18 protein-coding genes are annotated in these 16658 nt (G+C 63.2%); 6 read left to right on the top strand and 12 right to left on the bottom strand.

Translation table 11 applies throughout. The annotated features are described in order from the left end of the window. The first annotated feature begins 172 nt into the window (after positions 1-172). From grxD to HXX15_RS00730, 3 genes are read left to right on the top strand one after another with little or no spacing between them, the layout of a single operon-like run. Positions 173-505, top strand: a complete 333-nt coding sequence (gene grxD, locus HXX15_RS00740; protein ID WP_296511625.1) for a Grx4 family monothiol glutaredoxin — start codon at positions 173-175, stop codon at positions 503-505. An 11-nt stretch (positions 506-516) separates the two neighbouring features. Then, a complete protein-coding gene (locus HXX15_RS00735) occupies positions 517-1059 on the top strand; it encodes an O-acetyl-ADP-ribose deacetylase (RefSeq protein ID WP_296514738.1) in 543 nt (180 codons plus the stop codon). Positions 1060-1115: 56 nt separating this feature from the next. Beyond that, the gene (locus HXX15_RS00730) at positions 1116-2396 is read left to right on the top strand and encodes a serine hydrolase domain-containing protein (RefSeq protein ID WP_296511622.1); all 1281 of its coding nucleotides are present in this window, start codon (positions 1116-1118) and stop codon (positions 2394-2396) included. A 123-nt stretch (positions 2397-2519) separates the two neighbouring features. On the opposite strand, the gene HXX15_RS00725 is transcribed toward HXX15_RS00730, so the two are convergent. From HXX15_RS00725 to HXX15_RS00685, 9 genes are all read right to left on the bottom strand, one after another. Beyond that, on the bottom strand, positions 2520-3590 hold the full coding sequence (locus tag HXX15_RS00725; RefSeq protein WP_296511620.1) for a threonine aldolase family protein: 1071 nt from the start codon (positions 3588-3590) through the stop codon (positions 2520-2522). A gap of 258 nt (positions 3591-3848) precedes the next feature. Further along, positions 3849-4466, bottom strand: a complete 618-nt coding sequence (gene rpsD / locus HXX15_RS00720) for a 30S ribosomal protein S4 (protein WP_296511617.1) — start codon at positions 4464-4466, stop codon at positions 3849-3851. A 217-nt stretch (positions 4467-4683) separates the two neighbouring features. After that, positions 4684-5463, bottom strand: coding sequence for an acyltransferase (locus HXX15_RS00715; protein ID WP_296511615.1), 780 nt, complete (start codon positions 5461-5463; stop codon positions 4684-4686). Positions 5464-5564: 101 nt separating this feature from the next. Then, entirely contained in the window at positions 5565-6359 is a 795-nt protein-coding gene (gene murI / locus HXX15_RS00710) for a glutamate racemase (RefSeq protein WP_296511613.1), read from the bottom strand. Between the two features lie 51 nt (positions 6360-6410). Next, on the bottom strand, positions 6411-6950 hold the full coding sequence (locus HXX15_RS00705; RefSeq protein ID WP_296511611.1) for an MOSC domain-containing protein: 540 nt from the start codon (positions 6948-6950) through the stop codon (positions 6411-6413). Between the two features lie 12 nt (positions 6951-6962). Further along, positions 6963-7802, bottom strand: coding sequence for a HEPN domain-containing protein (locus tag HXX15_RS00700; RefSeq protein WP_296511609.1), 840 nt, complete (start codon positions 7800-7802; stop codon positions 6963-6965). A gap of 7 nt (positions 7803-7809) precedes the next feature. Beyond that, positions 7810-9117, bottom strand: coding sequence for an adenylosuccinate lyase (purB, locus tag HXX15_RS00695; protein WP_296511607.1), 1308 nt, complete (start codon positions 9115-9117; stop codon positions 7810-7812). Between the two features lie 63 nt (positions 9118-9180). After that, positions 9181-9960, bottom strand: coding sequence for a DUF2259 domain-containing protein (locus tag HXX15_RS00690; protein ID WP_296511604.1), 780 nt, complete (start codon positions 9958-9960; stop codon positions 9181-9183). Between the two features lie 140 nt (positions 9961-10100). Beyond that, a complete protein-coding gene (locus HXX15_RS00685; RefSeq protein WP_296511602.1) occupies positions 10101-10778 on the bottom strand; it encodes a nitroreductase in 678 nt (225 codons plus the stop codon). A gap of 1484 nt (positions 10779-12262) precedes the next feature. Between HXX15_RS00685 and HXX15_RS00680 the strand changes: the two genes are divergently transcribed. Together HXX15_RS00680 and HXX15_RS00675 are read left to right on the top strand one after the other, a co-directional pair. Continuing rightward, positions 12263-13357: a hypothetical protein gene (locus tag HXX15_RS00680; protein WP_296511600.1), complete on the top strand. Its 1095-nt coding sequence runs from the start codon at positions 12263-12265 to the stop codon at positions 13355-13357. Then, positions 13354-14124 (top strand): Rieske (2Fe-2S) protein, encoded by a 771-nt coding sequence (locus tag HXX15_RS00675; RefSeq protein ID WP_296511598.1) that lies wholly within the window; start codon positions 13354-13356, stop codon positions 14122-14124. The genes HXX15_RS00680 and HXX15_RS00675 overlap by 4 nt, the downstream gene beginning before the upstream one ends. Before the next feature lie 49 nt (positions 14125-14173). Here HXX15_RS00675 and rpe read toward each other — a convergent pair whose 3' ends face one another. Next, positions 14174-14872, bottom strand: coding sequence for a ribulose-phosphate 3-epimerase (rpe, locus tag HXX15_RS00670; RefSeq protein ID WP_296511596.1), 699 nt, complete (start codon positions 14870-14872; stop codon positions 14174-14176). Between the two features lie 200 nt (positions 14873-15072). Then, positions 15073-15447, bottom strand: coding sequence for a hypothetical protein (locus tag HXX15_RS23150; RefSeq protein ID WP_366558547.1), 375 nt, complete (start codon positions 15445-15447; stop codon positions 15073-15075). Between HXX15_RS23150 and HXX15_RS00665 the strand changes: the two genes are divergently transcribed. Further along, positions 15380-15973, top strand: coding sequence for an EF-hand domain-containing protein (locus tag HXX15_RS00665; RefSeq protein ID WP_366558546.1), 594 nt, complete (start codon positions 15380-15382; stop codon positions 15971-15973). The genes HXX15_RS23150 and HXX15_RS00665 overlap by 68 nt on opposite strands. 170 nt (positions 15974-16143) lie before the next feature. On the opposite strand, the gene HXX15_RS00660 is transcribed toward HXX15_RS00665, so the two are convergent. After that, the coding region (locus tag HXX15_RS00660; protein WP_296511591.1) for a P1 family peptidase at positions 16144-16658 on the bottom strand (515 nt) is incomplete at its 5' end.

Genomic DNA, 16658 nt, shown 5'->3' with positions numbered 1-16658 from the left:
GTCCGGCCGGATGGAGCTGCGGCGGCGATCGTCGGATTCTGTAAGGAAATTCCGCCCGCATGGCTGCTCTCCGGCATTTTACTTGGGCTAGGCTGGGATTTCAGGCTACATATATGACAGGTTCGACCGGACCGCTGATGGCCAGACGGGCCGCGCCGCAAAGGGATGCATTATGAGCATTGAGCAATTCATCGAGAACGAAGTGAAGTCGAACGACGTCGTGCTGTTCATGAAGGGCACTCCGCAGTTTCCGCAGTGCGGGTTTTCCGGCCAGGTAGTGCAGATTCTCGATCATGTCGGCGTCGGCTATAAGGGCTTGAACGTGCTCGAATCCGCCGATCTGCGCGACGGTATCAAGGCCTATTCGAACTGGCCGACGATTCCGCAGCTCTACGTCAAGGGCGAATTCGTCGGCGGCTGCGACATCGTCCGTGAGATGTTCCAGGCCGGCGAATTGCAGCAGCTGCTCGCCGACAAGGGCGTCACAGTGGCCGCATCTGCCTGAGCTGCTTGACGCTGAGCCCGTTGGCACGTCAGTCCAGCACGGCCCGGCTTGAGGTCATCGTCGCCGACATCACCACGCTCGGCGTCGATGCCATCGTCAATGCGGCCAATCCGTCGTTGCTCGGCGGCGGCGGTGTCGACGGTGCGATCCATCGCGCCGCGGGGCCGCAACTGCTCGCCGAGTGCCGCACCCTGAATGGCTGCGCCACCGGTGACGCCAAGATCACCCAAGGCTATTTGCTGCCGGCGCGGCACGTGATCCATGCCGTCGGCCCGGTGTGGCGCGGCGGTGAGTTTGGCGAGGACGCGGCCTTGGCGTCCTGCTATCGGCGGGCGCTGGCGCTGTGCCGGACGCACCATCTCGGCTCGGTCGCGTTCCCGGCGATCTCGACCGGTATCTATGGCTTTCCGGCCGAGCGCGCCGCGACCATCGCGGTGACTGCGACGCGCGATGCGCTTTTGGTCAGTCCGAGCGTGGTCAGCGTGGTGTTCTGCTGCTTTTCCGACACGTCCGCCGCGCACCACGTCGCGGCGCTGGCCGCCGCGGGCACTTGAATCGATCGAAACCGCCGCTACGATCCTCCCCGCGACATCAACCGGGAGGAACCAGAATGCTGCGACAGGCAACGCGGGCGTGGGTGAGTGGAGCGTTGCTGGCGATGGTCGCGGCGCCGGCCTTCGCCGAAGGGACGTTCGAACTGCCGGCCGGGGCGAAGTTCTCGCCGGCCAAGCTCGAACGGGTCGACGCGTTCTTCAACACCATCATCGCCGAGGGCAAGATTCCGGGCGCGGTGGTTTATATCGAGCAGCACGGCAAGCCGGTCTATCACAAATATTTCGGCGTCCGCGATGTCGCCACCAAGCAGCCGATGACCGACGACACCATCTTCCGGCTGTCGTCGCTGACCAAGCCGTTCACCGCCTTCGCGGTGATGCAGCTGGTCGACCAGGGCAAGTTGAAGCTCGACGATCCGCTGTCGAAATACATTCCGGCCTTCGCCGACGTGAAGGTCGGCGTCGAGAAGACCCGCGACAACGGCGACAAGTATCTCGAATACGAAGCGCCGAAACGGCCGATCCGCATCAGCGACCTGCTGCTGCACACGTCCGGCATCACTTACGGCTTCTACGGCGACAGCCTGGTGCGCAAGGCGATCGCCGCCGCCGACATCTATGCGGGCGATCCCACCACCGCCGAGTTCGTCGAGCGCGTCGCCAAGCTGCCGCTGCAGGAGCAGCCAGGCACTCTGTGGGATTACGGCAATTCCTACGAGGTGCTCGGCCGCGTGATCGAGGTGGCGTCGGGCAAATCGTTCTATCAGGTCCAGAAGGAGATGCTGTTCGACCCGCTCGGGATGAAGGATACGCTGTATGTCTTCTCGTCCGACGCGCAGAAGTCGCGGATGGCGCAGCCGATGCCGAACGATGCCAATTTCCGCGTCGGCCGGCCGGTGGGCCCCGACATCGCCCGGAAATGGGAATCCGGCGGCGGCGGCTTGAGTTCGACGCCGCACGACGTGATCCGCTTCGTCCGCATGCTGTTCAACAAGGGCGAACTCGACGGCAAACGCTATCTCAGTCCGGCGACGTTCAAGGACATGGCCACCGACCATATCGGTCCGAATTCCGGCGTCGAGCGCGATTACTTCTACTTTCCCGGCGACGGCTTCGGCTATGGCTACGGCCTCGGCGTCCGCACCGATCCGGGCAACGCCAAGCCGCCGCCGCCCGGCTCGCTGGGCGAATTGAAATGGGACGGCGCCACCGGCTGCTATTTCGTGATCGATCCCAAGCAGGACATGTTCTTCGTGCTGATGGAACAGACCCCGTCGCAGCGCCAGCCGGTGCAGCGCGAAACCAAGAAACTGATCTACGAGGCGATGGAGAACTGATGCCGTGATTCCGGGCCGCGAACGGAGAGGCCGTGAGCGAGCCCGGAACGTCGGTGTAGCGGCGTGGCGCAAAATCCGGGTTCGCTCGCCCAAGGGCTCGCGTCCCCGAATGACAGAATGATTCTATGCGCCGCGGACGATGTCGCGGATCAGGCCGAGCATCTCGTCGACCATCGCGCGGGTCACATCGAGATGGGTGCAGGCGCGGATCCGTCCGTCCATCGTCGCCAGCAGCACGCCGCGCTGGCGCAACGCCGCCACCATGGCGGCGCCATCGATTCCGGCGCCGGCCGGATCGAAGAACACCAGATTGGTCTCCGGCTGCTGCACCGTGATTCCGGGAATCTGCGCCAGCCCCGCCGCCAGCGCGCGGGCGTTGGCGTGATCGTCGGCCAGCCGCTCGACATGATGATCGAGCGCATGGACGCAGGCGGCGGCGATGATGCCGGCCTGCCGCATCGATCCGCCGAGCCGCTGCTTCCAGCGCCAGACCTGATCGATGAAGTCGCGCGAGCCCGCCATCGCGGCGCCGGCCGGGGCGCCGAGGCCCTTGCTGAAATCGATCCACGCCGAATCCCAGCCCGCCGTCATGGCGCGCGGGCTGATCCCGGCGGCGACGGTGGCGTTCAAGAGCCGCGCGCCGTCCATATGGGTCGCCAGCCCGACGTCCTTGGCGGCCTCGGCGATGTCGTCGAGCACGGATTTCGGCCAGATCGTGCCGCCGCCGATATTGGCGGTCTGCTCGACGCTGACCATGGTCTGCGGCGGTTCGTAGCGAGTGCGCGGATGCAGCGCGGCGCGGAAGGTTTCGACGCTGAATTGCCCGTTCGGCCCGTGCAACGCGGTGATCTGAAAGCCGCCGAGCGCCGCGTGCGCCCCGCCTTCGCGCGACAGGATATGCGCGGTCGGATGCGCCAGGATCTCGTCGCCGGGGCGGCAGGTCGAAAGCGTCGCGGCGACGTTGCACATCGTGCCGGACGGCAGGAACACCGCGGCTTCCTTGCCGAGCAGTTCGGCGACCCGCGCGCACAACAGATTGACGGTGGGATCGTCGCCGATCTGTTCGTCGCCAACCTCCGCCCGCGCCATCGCCTCCCGCATCGCCTGCGTCGGCCGGGTCTGGGTATCGGACAACAGGTTGATGCGGACCGGCGGTTGGTTCGGATCGCGTGGGGCAGGGGTGTAGGTGGTCATGGCACTCTCGGTTTTGCAGGCGGAGTGAGCCTAGCTTAGGTCATATCCCGGCGCGATGGATTCAAGCTGGTCATTCCGGGGCGCGAGCAGCGACGCTGCGAGCGAACCCGGAATCTCGCGGCCAGTGATGGCCTTTGCCGTGTGGCGAGATTCCGGGTTCGCTCGGCCTGCAGCCTCGCGCCCCGGAATGACGGCGTTAAGCCCACGAAAAAGGCCCCGGCAGAACCGGGGCCTGATACCGTCCGACGCTGAAAGAAATCAGCGCGAATAGAATTCGACGATCAGATGCGGCTCCATCTGCACGGCGAACGGCACGTCCGACAGATGCGGGATGCGCTGATACTTCGCGGTGCCCTTGGAGTGATCGACCTCGATGAAATCGGGGACGTCGCGCTCGCCGAGCCCGGCGGCTTCCAGCACGATGGTGAGCTGCTTGGAGGATTCCTTGATCTCGATCAGGTCGCCGACCTTGACCTTGTAGCTCGAGATGTTGACGCGCTTGCCGTTCACCTTGATGTGGCCGTGGTTGATGAACTGGCGGGCGGCGAACATGGTGGCGACGAATTTGGCGCGATACACCACGGTGTCGAGGCGGCGCTCCAGCAACCCGATCAGGTTCTCGCCGGCGTCGCCCTTCATCCGGGTGGCTTCGACATAGATGCTGTGGAACTGGCGCTCGGAAATGTTGGCGTAATAGCCCTTCAGCTTCTGCTTGGCGCGCAGCTGCACGCCGAAGTCGGAAAGCTTGCCCTTGCGGCGCTGGCCGTGCTGGCCGGGGCCGTATTCGCGGCGGTTGACCGGGCTCTTCGGACGGCCCCAGATGTTCTGGCCCATACGGCGGTCGATTTTATACTTCGCTTCATTGCGCTTTGTCATCGCGTCCTCGGTTTGATCATGGATGAGGAGACGCGCCCTCCTGTGCGCCGGGAATTTCCCGGAGCCGACAGGTCCGTCCTTAAAGCCTAAGGGGGACCACGGGTCGCGAAACGCATCGCGGGCCGAAAACGGCCCGCGAGCAGGCGGTTTCTAGGGAGAAACCGTCATGATGTCAAATGAATCGCCAGTTTTTCGCGCGCCGGCGCGATCCCGACGCTCAGGTCGCGGCCGCCAGCACCGGTTTCGGCTCGACCGCGCGTGGCAAAGCCTGCAATTCGGCCGCGATCGGGCCGTTCAGGGCCTGTTCCAGCCTCGTCATGGTGGCGGCGATCAGGGCGGCGTCGGTGACGCGGTGGTCGAACCGGATTACCACGTCGATGCTGTGGTCCGCGCCGACCGCCCCATAGCTGACCACGAATGGCCCCGGGCTTGTTGGATACAGCGCGCCGGGGCCGTAGGCCGCGACCGATGAGATCCCGAACGTGCCGAAATGATTGGCGCGCTGGCGGCCGATGCCGAGGGCGATGCTCCAGGCCAGTCGCCGCAGCGGCAGCGGCAGCCGGGTCACCTGCAGCATCTTGCGGAACGCCGGCACGGCTGCGACCGGCGCGTTCTTGGCGTGCTTGATGGCGGCGTCGATCGCCGCCAGCTCCATGGTGTCGGCGGAGATCAACTTCTGCATCATCACGCAGTCCTCGCCGTCATATTGTCGCGCCACCGCGATCATCGCGATGCTGTGCGGCAATTCGAACAGATGCGGCCGCGGCCAGGTGACGTAGAGCGTGCGCAGCACCGGCTCGTCGCGCGCCACCAGGCTGAACGCCTTGGCGAAGATCGCCGCCCAGCCCGGCCGCAGCGCCGCCGCGGCGCGCGCCTGCGCAAGCGGCTGGATCGAAAGCCGGCGTTGGAAGGTAATCAGCGGCACGCCCATCGAGGCGCGCATCAGATCGGCGATCAGCCGGCGCGGAATCGAGAGCTTGATCGGGGTACCGCGCATCAGGCGTACGCGCTACCGGCGACGAGCCTGAGCAGGATGCTTTTCATCATGGTTCCCTCCGTGCCGCGAACCTAGCAGCGGGGGCGCGGTCGGGAAAGCGCTCAGGCCAGCACGCGGCCGCCGAAATACGGCGCCAGCGCCCCGGTCAGCGGGTGCGTCCGCCCGGAGGTGAAGATCATCTCCGCGCCGGCGTGATCCGGTTCGCCGCCGGCGGGGCCGAGCAGGTCGGCGACCCGCCGCGCGATCGCCGGCGCCGGGTCGATCCACGCCACCGGCCACGGCGCCAGCGCGATCATGCGTTCCAGCAGCAGCGGATAATGCGTGCAGGCCAGCACCACGGCGTCGGTGCGCAGCGCGGCGTCGGCGTTGTCGACGAAGCACGGCGCGATCTCGGCCAGGATCTCCCGGTCGGCGATCGCGGCGCCGCCCAGCGCTGCTTCCGCCAGCGACGCCAGATGCGCCGAGCCGACCAGAGTCACGGTGCAGCTTTGCGCGAAATCGCGGATCAGCGCGTGGGTGTATTCGCGCTTGACCGTGCCGCTGGTGCCGAGCACCGAGACCCGCTTGGTGGTGGAGCGGGCGCAGGCCGGCTTGATCGCCGGCACGGTGCCGACGAACGGCACCCGGTATTGCGCGCGCAGATGCGACAGCACCAGCGTCGACGCCGTGTTGCAGGCGATCACCACCAGGTCCGGCGCATGCGCGGCGATCAATTCGCCGATCAGCGGCACCACCCGGGCGATCAGCGCGTCCTCGCTATGGGCGCCATAGGGAAAGAACGCATCGTCGGCGGCGTAGATATAATGCGCATCGGGCCGCGCCTTGACGATCTCGCGCAGCACGGTGAGCCCGCCGAGGCCGGAATCGAAGACGAGGATGGTCGGATAGCTGGACACGCTTTGAAGCTACTCCGGTATGGTTACCAGTGGGTTGCCGATTGGCCGCGATCAGACCACCCGCAACGGGATGTGCGGCAATTCCGGCCATTCGACGGCGACGGCGTCGCCCGGCCGGACATCGCCGTCGGTCCGCACGATCGCCATCACGCCGGCCTTGCGGATCAAATTGCCCGCTGCGTCCCGGTCCAGCGTCGCCGCCATCAGGCCGGGCTGAAACCGGTCGATCTGGACGCAGGGATTGCGCAACCCGGTGAGCTCGACCACCGCGCTGTCGCCGAGCCGTAGCCGCGCGCCGGTCGGCAGCGCCAGCAGATCGAGGCCCTGCGTGGTGACGTTCTCGCCGAGCTCACCGGGCCGCACCACGAATCCCTTGGCGCACAATTCGTCGAACAGCTCGGCATGGATCAGATGCACCTGGCGCAGGTTCGGCGCGGTCGGGTCCTTGCGGACGCGCGAACGATGCTGGACCGTCGCGCCGCTATGGCCGTCGCCGGCGACGCCGAGGCCGGTCAACAGCCGAATGCTGAGGCCCGGAATCTTGCTGAAGTGATGACCGCGCCGGGAACTGACCGCGACGACAGTGCTCATTGCGCCAGCCCCCTATTCACCAAAGATCAAGGACCCGGGGTTCGGAAATTCATATGTATTAATGCATTTCTCTAAACACTCTCGCAAAATGTCTCGCGTGAAATTCGCATGTTCGCTGGCATCGGCAACTTTGGTCGACGAGCCGTGAGCAATCTTCGATCGTACGTCGTAACTCTTTCGCAGGCGTTCAAATAGGTATGCCCGCTCAAGTCCTTTCCTTAAGTAGTTTGATATGTAGAGGGAAAGTCGAAATGATATTTCCGTGTCTGTCTTGAATAGTGCCTCCAACCCGCTCCATGCAATCAGCAATGCAGTGTTTGAAAAAGGAACGCAATGAAACGAGGTAAGTGCCTGCATCGCATTCTGGAAGGCCGGCTTGTTTGTGAAGCGTAGCCCGACGTTCATTCGTTCCTTAATCCAACTGACGTCTTCGATAGTGAGGCTTGCTTCTCCAAAATGCGTTGGGACTGTTTCATGGAACGGCTCGCAGAAGATGTACGGAGCCTCACTATCCGGGTCGTCGAGCGTTGACGATGTTAGGATCGCTGGCGCGTTGACCCATCCGCCGGTCTTAATCATAAGCAGGAATGTGAATACATGCGCTGGGTCCAAGAAGAAAGTGCCGTCTCCACTTTCGCTTCGGAGCTCCATCTCAAAATCAATGTCGTTCACATGTCTGAAAACGTTGAATTCGTCTTCCTGTATGTGTTTCTTCTTTATCGCTATCTTCTGCTTCGGATTTCTTCTTCGTAAGTTTAGGATGGGCTCTCCAGTTTCAGGATAAACTGAAAACTGCTCAAACTCGAGCTTGACTCCGCTACATGGGATGTATCGCCAAAACCAATATGGCATCCGTCACCTATGTCTCCCCGAACACCCGCCGGAAGATCGTGTCGATGTGCTCGAAGTGATAGTCGAGGTCGAACTGCTCGTCGATCTCGGCGTCGGTCATGTACTTCTTGACGTCGGCGTCTGCTTTTAAGAGCGTCTGGAAGTCGCCTTCGCCGCGCCATACCGGCATCGCGTTGCGCTGCACGAGCTTGTAGCTCTCCTCGCGCGAGCAGCCCTTCTGGGTCAGCGCGGTCAAGAGCCGCTGCGAGTGGATCAACCCACCGAGCCGGTCGAGATTGGCCAGCATGTTTTCCGGATACACGACGAGCTTCTCGATCACGCCGGCCAGCCGCGACAGCGCGAAGTCCAGCGTCACGGTGGCGTCCGGCGCCAGCATTCGTTCGGCGGAGGAATGCGAGATGTCGCGCTCGTGCCACAGCACGACGTTCTCCATCGCCGGCATCACATAGGCCCGCACCATCCGCGACAGCCCGGTGAGATTTTCGTTCAGCACCGGATTGCGCTTGTGCGGCATCGACGACGAGCCCTTCTGCCCCTCGGAGAAGAACTCTTCGGCCTCGAGCACTTCGGTTCTTTGCAAGTGCCGGAATTCGGTGGCGAGCCGTTCCACCGACGAGGCGATCACGCCGAGCGTGGCGAAATACATCGCGTGGCGGTCGCGCGGAATCACCTGGGTCGACACCGGCTCGACTTCGAGGCCGAGCGCCTTGGCGACATGCTCTTCCACGCGCGGATCGATATGGGCGAAGGTGCCGACCGAGCCCGAGATCGCGCAGGTCGCGACTTCGCGCCGCGCGGTGACGAGGCGCTCGCGGGCGCGGGAGAATTCCGCATAGGCGTAGGCCATCTTGAGGCCGAACGTCACCGGCTCGGCGTGGATGCCGTGCGAGCGGCCGATCGACGGCGTCACCTTGTGCTCGAACGCCTGCTTCTTCAGCGCCGCCAACACTTTGTCGACATCGGCAATCAGCAGATCGGCGGCGCGGACGAGCTGGACGTTGAAGCAGGTATCGAGCACGTCGCTCGAGGTCATGCCCTGATGCACGAAGCGCGACTCGGGACCTACGAATTCGGCCAGATGGGTCAGAAACGCGATGACATCGTGCTTGACCTCGCGCTCGATCTCGTCGATCCGCGCCACGTCGAAGGCGGCGTCCTTGCCCCTGGCCCATATCGTCTCGGCGGCCGATTTCGGGATCACGCCAAGCTCGGCCTGCGCGGTGGCGGCGTGCGCCTCGATCTCGAACCAGATCTTGAAGCGGGTCAGCGGCTCCCAAATGGAGGCCATTTCCGGACGGGTGTAGCGCGGGATCATCGAGAACTCATGCTGTTGGGGGTTACGCCGCGCTTTAGCAGAAAGGACGCGGCGAAGCCACCCTCACGCCGGCGGCAGCCGGTGCGTCACTGCCATGAAGCGGCGGTTCGGGCCGGCGTGGAATTCGTGCGCGTCGACGGTTTCGATCAGCACCGCGAGCGTCTGCGCGCCGTCGGTGGCGGTATGATGCCAGACCTCGGCGATGCCGTAGGCGGTGACGCAGCGCCGCGCATGCGGCAGCCTGGAATCATGCGCCAGCGTCAGCGGCGCCGCGCCGTCGATCGACAGCTGCAAAGTGAGGCCGGTGACAATGACGTCGCCATAGGCGCCGCGGCCGCCGGCGCCGTAGCAGGATTCCTTGCCCAGCGCCTGGTCGGACAGCGTCAGATTCAAGTTGCGGCCGTCCGGCAGCGCGATCGCCTGCGTCGTCGCCAGCGGTTCGGTCGCCATCTGGTAGATCTCGATTGCGTCGAGCCCGATCGACGGCTTGCCGGCATAGCGGGTGCCGGGCTGGCCGATGCCACGTCGCGCCAGCAGCGGCTGCGCCTTCGCCAGCAGCGCGGCGCGCACGGTCTCGACGTCGCGCTCGTCATCGCCGTCGGTGCGCAGCCGAACCGGCGAACCTTTGACGAAGCCGTTGCTGCGCGTGTCGATCAGCTGGATCTCGGCGATCACTTCGGTGGAATCGTAGAGCTGGCTGTATTGCTCGAAGGCGAAGCTGGTGCCGTCCGGCGAAAAGCCGAGCACGCGCCGCGCCGCAGCGTCGCCGGCCTGCGCGGCGGTTGCGACGACGAAAAGGCCAAACAGCGCCGCGAGTGGGCGCGCGAGAAGGGACAGGCGCATCCCGGTTGGTCGCACTCGCTGGCCGCGCGGTTCAGGCGCGGAATGATCTATCCACAGGATTGGAGCATCGCCCAAAATCGTCCGGCCGTCTCGACCACGTGTCGCGATGCGACGATAGTTCTAGTCGCCCCTCCGCACGGCTAATTATCGAAACCGACGAACACCGTGGCTTCGGCAACGGACTTTCGCTCGGATACCACCGCATTGGCCGGAAAATTCTCATCCGGCCAGCCCAGCGCGATGCTCTTCATGATCACCTGATCGTCGGCGATGCCGGCGTGCTCGCGCACCACCGGCGATTGCATGATGCCCTGGCTGTTGATCACGGCGCCGAGCCCGCGCGACCACGCGGCATTGACCAGCGCGGTCGCCACCGCGCCGCAATCGAACGGCGTATCGTCGCTGCCGTCGAGCACGCGGTCATAGGTCACGATCACGCAGACCGGGGCGTCGAACTGGCGGAAGCCGCGCAGCACCCAGTCCTGCCGCATCTCCTTGTCGTCGCGCGCGATCCCCATCGCGGAGAACAATTGCTTGGCGACGCCGACCTGGCGGTCGCGGTGCGGGCCGCTGAAGCCCTGACCGGTGCGGAATTCGCGCGACTGCGGCACGCCGGCCAGCATCCGCTCGGTGTTGCCGGCGCGAATCTTGTCCAGCGGTTCGCCGGTGACGACATAGAAATTCCACGGCTGGGTGTTCATCGACGACGGCGCGCGCATCGCCAGCGCGATGATTTCCTCGATCAGCGCCCGGGGGACGGGATCGGGCTTGTAACCGCGGATGCTGCGGCGACCGCGGATCACGTCATCGAACTGCATGTGGCTTCCCTGGATGTTTCCTGTGCGTCCATAGTCGCGGTTTCCCGGCCGTGGCGCAAGGGAGGCGCGGAGGGCGCAGGGTGGCAAGGCGAAGCGTGCCCAGCGGGGGCCTATCGTTTGTGAGAAATTCGATCGCGTTGGCACGGCGCAAGTTGGTAGCCCGCATTTCGCTGCGCTGATGGGGGCTACGCTTTGCTGAACCCGCGCCGCACGCCCAGCATCGACGGATCAGTTCCGACCAGGATTTTCGTCCGTTTTTTCGTCGGCATCCTTCAACGGCCAATTGACAAAATTCCTATTATGAATATAGTCCTTGTCGTCCTGTCCGTGAGGGGCGCTTCGCGAGGCGTCGGGAAGCGGGACAGAACACCTCGCTGGGCAACCAGCCGGGTCAATGGTCCGGCGAAGCTGACCTTGGTCAGCGAAGCCGGATTGGATGCGGCGCCCGCGCGTCGTGCCTCGCAAGCACGGCCCCGGGCGGCGTCGGGTCCCCGTCCGGCTCCACTACGAGAGCCTGCGACTTGTTAGTTCGCTGGACGCGGGGCGGGTGAACGGCGGGAAACCGTCGGGATCAAGCGGTGCAGCGGCATCGCGCCTGTCCCCGGAAGCACGGCCCTGACGCCGACAAGACGCCGCGGTGGGCGCGCCGGAACGGCGCCCCGCGATCCTTCGTCGCCGTGTGCGGCGATCCGATCGCGAGCCAACTACCAACTGCGCCGACCGGCGCGCCGCCACCCCTCATGCGTTGAGGGGCGGGACTAATCGCAAAACTCGGGCGCACGGCATCGCGAGATTGCGAAGGCGTGGCTGTTTGACATTTGAATCGAGATATGAGGCGGCTGCATCAGCCGCGACTCATACGCGGGCTTGACCCACGTATCCATCGCGCGCGTAGCGCGCGGCATCTTCATTGTCGCGAAGAGGATGGGTTGCCGTGTTAAGCCTGGCAAGGACGGCTAGTACATTACTCCTATTTGGGAAAAGCGTAGCGTGCTACCACGCCCTTCGTTCGTGCAAGGGTTCAGTCGCGTGCGCACGGCGCGAAGGTTGCCCTGGCCGGCCCATATATTGGCGAGGACCGGTATCATCGGTCACGTTCCACGAGGAATGGTTCGGCCCGGACGGCCACCCGGCCGGCTCGCTGGTCATTATCCTATCGTAGCCCACCGCAGCTACGCCGTTGAAATCCATATCGATCGAACTTGGGTTGCGAAAAAATTAGTTAACTTTCGCGAGTAGCAAGCGTATAGTACTATCCATTGATAACAAAAAGAATTTTTCAAGACAGGAGGAGGCTAATGTTGTCCCTAGAATCGATTTGCCTTTCGTGGCGCAACCGTTTGGCGGCACTAATCAAATTTGGTGGAGTATCAGCTTTTTTCATAATTTCAGCTTGTAATGTTTTGTCACCCGAGACGGCTTTGGCTCAGAGAACGCCGCCCAGTTGGGTTTCCTCAGGCTATCAAGTGCCTCAGGATACGGCAATGGCACTTCTCAGCCCGGATGAGTACGCTTGGCGGCTCTTTGTTGCCCTGAACTGGCCCGCTCGTTCGGGAAGCAGGGAGCCTGATCCGTCGAAAAAGCTAGGCGACGCTGGTCGAGTGGTCTGGGAATCGTGGAAGCTGGTGTCAGGCGGGCCTGCGAAGAGCGAGGTTTATCGAACAGGTGGTGCTGATCCTACGGATTGGGATTCTCCGTTGGACGCATATTGTGATGCGACCGCACGCGACATCGCGCCGCTTCAGAATCTTCTCGTTCGTAGAAGAGACATCTCTATTCTATTTGAGCCCGGTGTTGCCCAGCCTGGGACTGATGAAGTGCGGATGAATTTGGACACGTTTACCTTTATTAAGGGCAAGCAGATATTCAATATTGAGGGACAAGAGGCATTATTCAACGGCGGCGTCGCTTCTATCCAATTTCCTGCTGGAGCGAAGGAGATTAAGGCTCAGTGGCGTGAAATCTCGGCCGCCGACGAAGCCCGCTATCACTCTTGTCGCTCTAATGGAAAACTATATGGCCTTACAGCCTTGCACATTCTTACAAAGGATCTGCCGAATTGGTATTGGGCAACGTTTGAGCACGTGGATAATAAGAAGCCAGAAAATCAAGGAAAGCCCGGCTACGGACCTTGGCTGTTAACATCGAAGGATGCGTTTTCTTGTCCCCCCGATCATCTGGACTGCGAAGAATTTCCAAAAGGCATCGGTCTCGATGGCACCAAGTGGCAGAACTATCTCCTGCGAGGCTCGCAGATCGATTTTGTCGAGTCCACCGGTTCGCCCACACGATTGGCGAACTCACAAATCGAGACAGATTTTCAAACCACATCGTCGTGTATAAGTTGCCACGCTCGTGCTTCGATTGGCCCCCGAATCGCGACTTCCAAGCCTGGAAATCGTCTGCTGATCTTTGACGCTCCTTTTGCGGATTCGCAAATTCTGACGCCTTTTGGCTCCCCCGACCCAAACATGTTCGTGACCGTGTCCGGCGCTACCGGTCAACCGATCAAGGCGTTGAAATTTACACAACTCGATTTTGTATGGTCGCTATTTCGTGCACAAAGGAGGGCGCCATGACCGATGGTTTTGTTAGCGTCGGAAAGATCTCTGATTTCCAACCGAATCAAGCGCCTACTGACATAACGCCGATCGTCCAGAAGGTGGCTCCTACCGCTGTCCCGCGGATGCTTACTAGATTTTCTGATGCGGTAGACGGTTCTCCCCTATTTGCCTCGGTCGCCTCCACTTGCACTCACCGAGGTTGTCCAATTCTGACTGGGGATGGAGTATGGGGCTCGACAGACAAGCCCATTTACGAATCGGCTACGCACATCATTACCTGCCCTTGCCACAACAGTCAGTTCGACGCTGGGGTGGGGCAGGTCGTTCGCGGCCCGGCAAGAATTCCGCTTCTGCCGTTTGCAACCGAAATCCGAAATGGCGAGGTCTACGTTGCGATCTCGGCCAGCGCCGCCAGCCCGCTTAGTTTGATACACAGAGCTGGGTACAATTTGCGCGCAGCGTTTGGCGGCACAGTGTTTCCTGGCACCGGAAACAAATATTTGGTTGATTTCGGTGCGTTTGTTGTTGAACTTTTTTTTGAAAATGACGGTACTCTAACGTACACAGGAGTTAGGCGAGACGGGAGTCGTGGTCAATCCGAAACCGTAACGATAGAAACGACGTATCTGCGAGACTTTCTGTTTATGGTCACTTGGCAAGAATCTGACAAGACATCGGTCGTCCATATAGAAGATTATGATCAGTATGTGATTCATACGAACATAACGAATCCAGACCAATCGTTCGTTAAGTATCGGGGCACTTTTAATCTCATTCGATGAGTCTTGCTGAGTCATCTTCTATTATTGGCGCAATTATCAGCATCATTTTTCAAACCGCTTCGCCTCGGGCCAACTCCGCCGCCCCGCGAATCCCATCGATATTCGCCTTGTAGCTCTCCACCGTCCCGCCCTTGAACACTGCCGAACCCGCGACGAACGCATTCGCTCCGGCCGCCGCCAATTGCCCGGACACCGCTGAGGTGACGCCGCCGTCGACCTCAATGTCGATCGGCCGTCCGGCGGTCATGGCGCGGATGTCCTGGATCTTGCCGATCGCCGAGGGGATGAAGGCCTGGCCGCCGAAGCCGGGATTGACCGACATCACCAGCACGAGGTCGATCAGGTCGATGACGTATTCGATCGCGCTGGCCGGGGTGCCGGGGTTGAGCGAGACGCCGGCCTTCTTGCCGAGCGCGCGGATCGCCTGCAGCGAGCGATGCAGATGCGGGCCGGCCTCGGCGTGCACGGTGATGATGTCGCAGCCGGCCTTGGCGAAGGCTTCCAGATAGGGATCGCAGGGCGAGATCATCAAATGGGCGTCGAACACCTTCTTGGTGTGCGGCCGCATCGATTTGATGACGTCGGGGCCGTAGGAAATGTTCGGCACGAAATGGCCGTCCATCACGTCGAGATGAATCCAGTCGCAGCCGGCCTGATCGACCGCGCGGACCTCTTCGCCGAGCTTGGAGAAATCCGACGCCAGGATCGACGGCGCGATGACGAGGGGGCGGGGCTCGAACGGGGACATGGGCGCGGTTCCGAAGCTTGAGGGGAATGCTTCGCTAACATGCGCCCCGTGCCGGGGCAATGCGCGCGGGCAAGCGCGGGAGTTTGCCGCGCCGCGGCTGGCAAGTTCTGCCGGAGCGGCAGAATTTTCCCGGTCGTGGGCGGCGGCGCGGGTGAAAAAGCCCAGTCTTTACAGGCACGCGCCGCGTGGCATGGCGATTGCTAAGTTGCTGGTGACGAATTGCGGCCGCGACCCGCGGCCACGGACAGACGACGGTTCTGGAGACTCACCATGCTGGCTGCGCTACCCGCCCTGAGCGCCTTGTCGTCGATGCTCGATGCGCTGTCGACGTCGTCGAAATCGAAAACCACCACCGGCGTCAGCGGGTCGAGCAAGGAGTTCAACCCGGCCGACCTGCTGTCGTCGAGCGATTCCAGCTCGACATCGAGCAGCAGCAGCAGCAGCTCGAGCAGCAGCAGCTCAAGTAGCAGCGGTTCGACCGCGTCGGGCGGGCTGTCGGCGGCGATGATGAGCGCGTTGCTGGCGGCGCAGGGCCAGTCGACGACCGCGTCGACGACATCTACGTCGTCGACCACGGATTCGACCGCGTCGACCTCGTCGACCAGCCGGGCCGCCGCGCTGAAGGACCTGTTCGCGCAGCTCGATAGCAACGGCGACGGCAAGGTCAGCAAGGCGGAATTCGAAAGCGCGCTCGGCGCCGGCGGCACCAACACGGCGAATGCCGATTCGGTGTTCGCCAAGCTCGACAAGGACGGCGACGGCCAGGTCAGCCTCGACGAATTGTCGGCGGCGCTGAAGGGCGGCAAGGGCCATCATAAGCACGCCAAGCCGACCAGCGGCTCGGCGACCTCCGCCGACGGCGCGACCGATCCGCTGCTGCAGGCGCTGCAGGGCGCGTCCAGCACCTCGACCACCAACAGCGACGGCACCACCACGACGTCGCTGACCTATGCCGACGGCTCCCGGGTCTCGATGACATCGGCCACAGGCACCGCGTCGTCGAGCGCGACCTCGTCGTATAATTTCATCGAGAGTCTGATCCAGCGTCAGGCCAACGCGGTCACGCAGGCGTCTGGCTCCTCGGTGTCGGTCAGCGCGTAGCGTATCTGGCTGCTGAGCTCGCCACAGATTTCGTCGTCGTCATTCCGGGGCGCGAACAGCGAAGCTGTGAGCGAACCCGGAATCTTGCAGTCCGAACCGGTGGCGAGATTCCGGGTTCGCTCGCCCAAGCGCTCGCGCCCCGGAATGACAAGGCGCTGATGCGCCACCTCTCAATGGCGATCCCGCCACGCCGGCAGCGCACCGGGAAACGGCAGCGCGGTGGCCTCATAGACGCCGCGCGCGATCGCCCGCGCCACGGTATTGGCCGCGACCATTCCCAATTCGGTAAGGCCGACCAGCGGATCGATCGGCTTGGCGCCGGTCGCGGCTGCGAACACCACGTCGCCGTCGAGCGGCGCGTGCACCGGATAGATCGCCCGCGCCATCCCGGTCTGCGCGATCATCGCCAGCCGCTTGGCCTGCGGTTTGCTGAGCTGCGCGTCGGTGACGACAACCACCAGCGTGGTGTTCTCCACTGCGGTGGCTGTGCCCTTCAGCCGCATCGCCAGCATCGCGGGCGTGAACGCACCCGGCAGGCCGCGGCCGCCGAATTCGCCGTGCTGTTCGAACGGCGCCGCCCAGAACCACGGCCCGTCGCCGATGGTGACGCTGCCGACCGCGTTGACCACGGCAAGCGCGGCGACGCGGACGCCGCCCGGCGTTTCGGCCGACGCCGAGCCCAGCC

This window comes from Rhodopseudomonas sp. (assembly GCF_013377015.1).
Taxonomy (GTDB): domain Bacteria; phylum Pseudomonadota; class Alphaproteobacteria; order Rhizobiales; family Xanthobacteraceae; genus JARJEH01.
This window is presented reverse-complemented; position numbering and strand designations above follow the sequence as displayed.

Coding starts and splice junctions, on each gene's coding strand:
- HXX15_RS00685 (WP_296511602.1), bottom strand. CDS start 10,778: ATGCAGTTCGATGACGTGATCCGCGGTCGCCGCAGCATCCGCGGTTAC.
- HXX15_RS00715 (WP_296511615.1), bottom strand. CDS start 5,463: ATGCGCGGTACCCCGATCAAGCTCTCGATTCCGCGCCGGCTGATCGCC.
- HXX15_RS00690 (WP_296511604.1), bottom strand. CDS start 9,960: ATGCGCCTGTCCCTTCTCGCGCGCCCACTCGCGGCGCTGTTTGGCCTT.
- rpe (WP_296511596.1), bottom strand. CDS start 14,872: ATGTCCCCGTTCGAGCCCCGCCCCCTCGTCATCGCGCCGTCGATCCTG.
- HXX15_RS00700 (WP_296511609.1), bottom strand. CDS start 7,802: ATGCCATATTGGTTTTGGCGATACATCCCATGTAGCGGAGTCAAGCTC.
- HXX15_RS00725 (WP_296511620.1), bottom strand. CDS start 3,590: ATGACCACCTACACCCCTGCCCCACGCGATCCGAACCAACCGCCGGTC.
- HXX15_RS00675 (WP_296511598.1), top strand. CDS start 13,354: ATGACCGATGGTTTTGTTAGCGTCGGAAAGATCTCTGATTTCCAACCG.
- rpsD (WP_296511617.1), bottom strand. CDS start 4,466: ATGACAAAGCGCAATGAAGCGAAGTATAAAATCGACCGCCGTATGGGC.
- purB (WP_296511607.1), bottom strand. CDS start 9,117: ATGATCCCGCGCTACACCCGTCCGGAAATGGCCTCCATTTGGGAGCCG.
- HXX15_RS00665 (WP_366558546.1), top strand. CDS start 15,380: ATGAGCGCGTTGCTGGCGGCGCAGGGCCAGTCGACGACCGCGTCGACG.
- HXX15_RS00705 (WP_296511611.1), bottom strand. CDS start 6,950: ATGAGCACTGTCGTCGCGGTCAGTTCCCGGCGCGGTCATCACTTCAGC.
- grxD (WP_296511625.1), top strand. CDS start 173: ATGAGCATTGAGCAATTCATCGAGAACGAAGTGAAGTCGAACGACGTC.
- HXX15_RS00730 (WP_296511622.1), top strand. CDS start 1,116: ATGCTGCGACAGGCAACGCGGGCGTGGGTGAGTGGAGCGTTGCTGGCG.
- HXX15_RS00680 (WP_296511600.1), top strand. CDS start 12,263: ATGGCACTTCTCAGCCCGGATGAGTACGCTTGGCGGCTCTTTGTTGCC.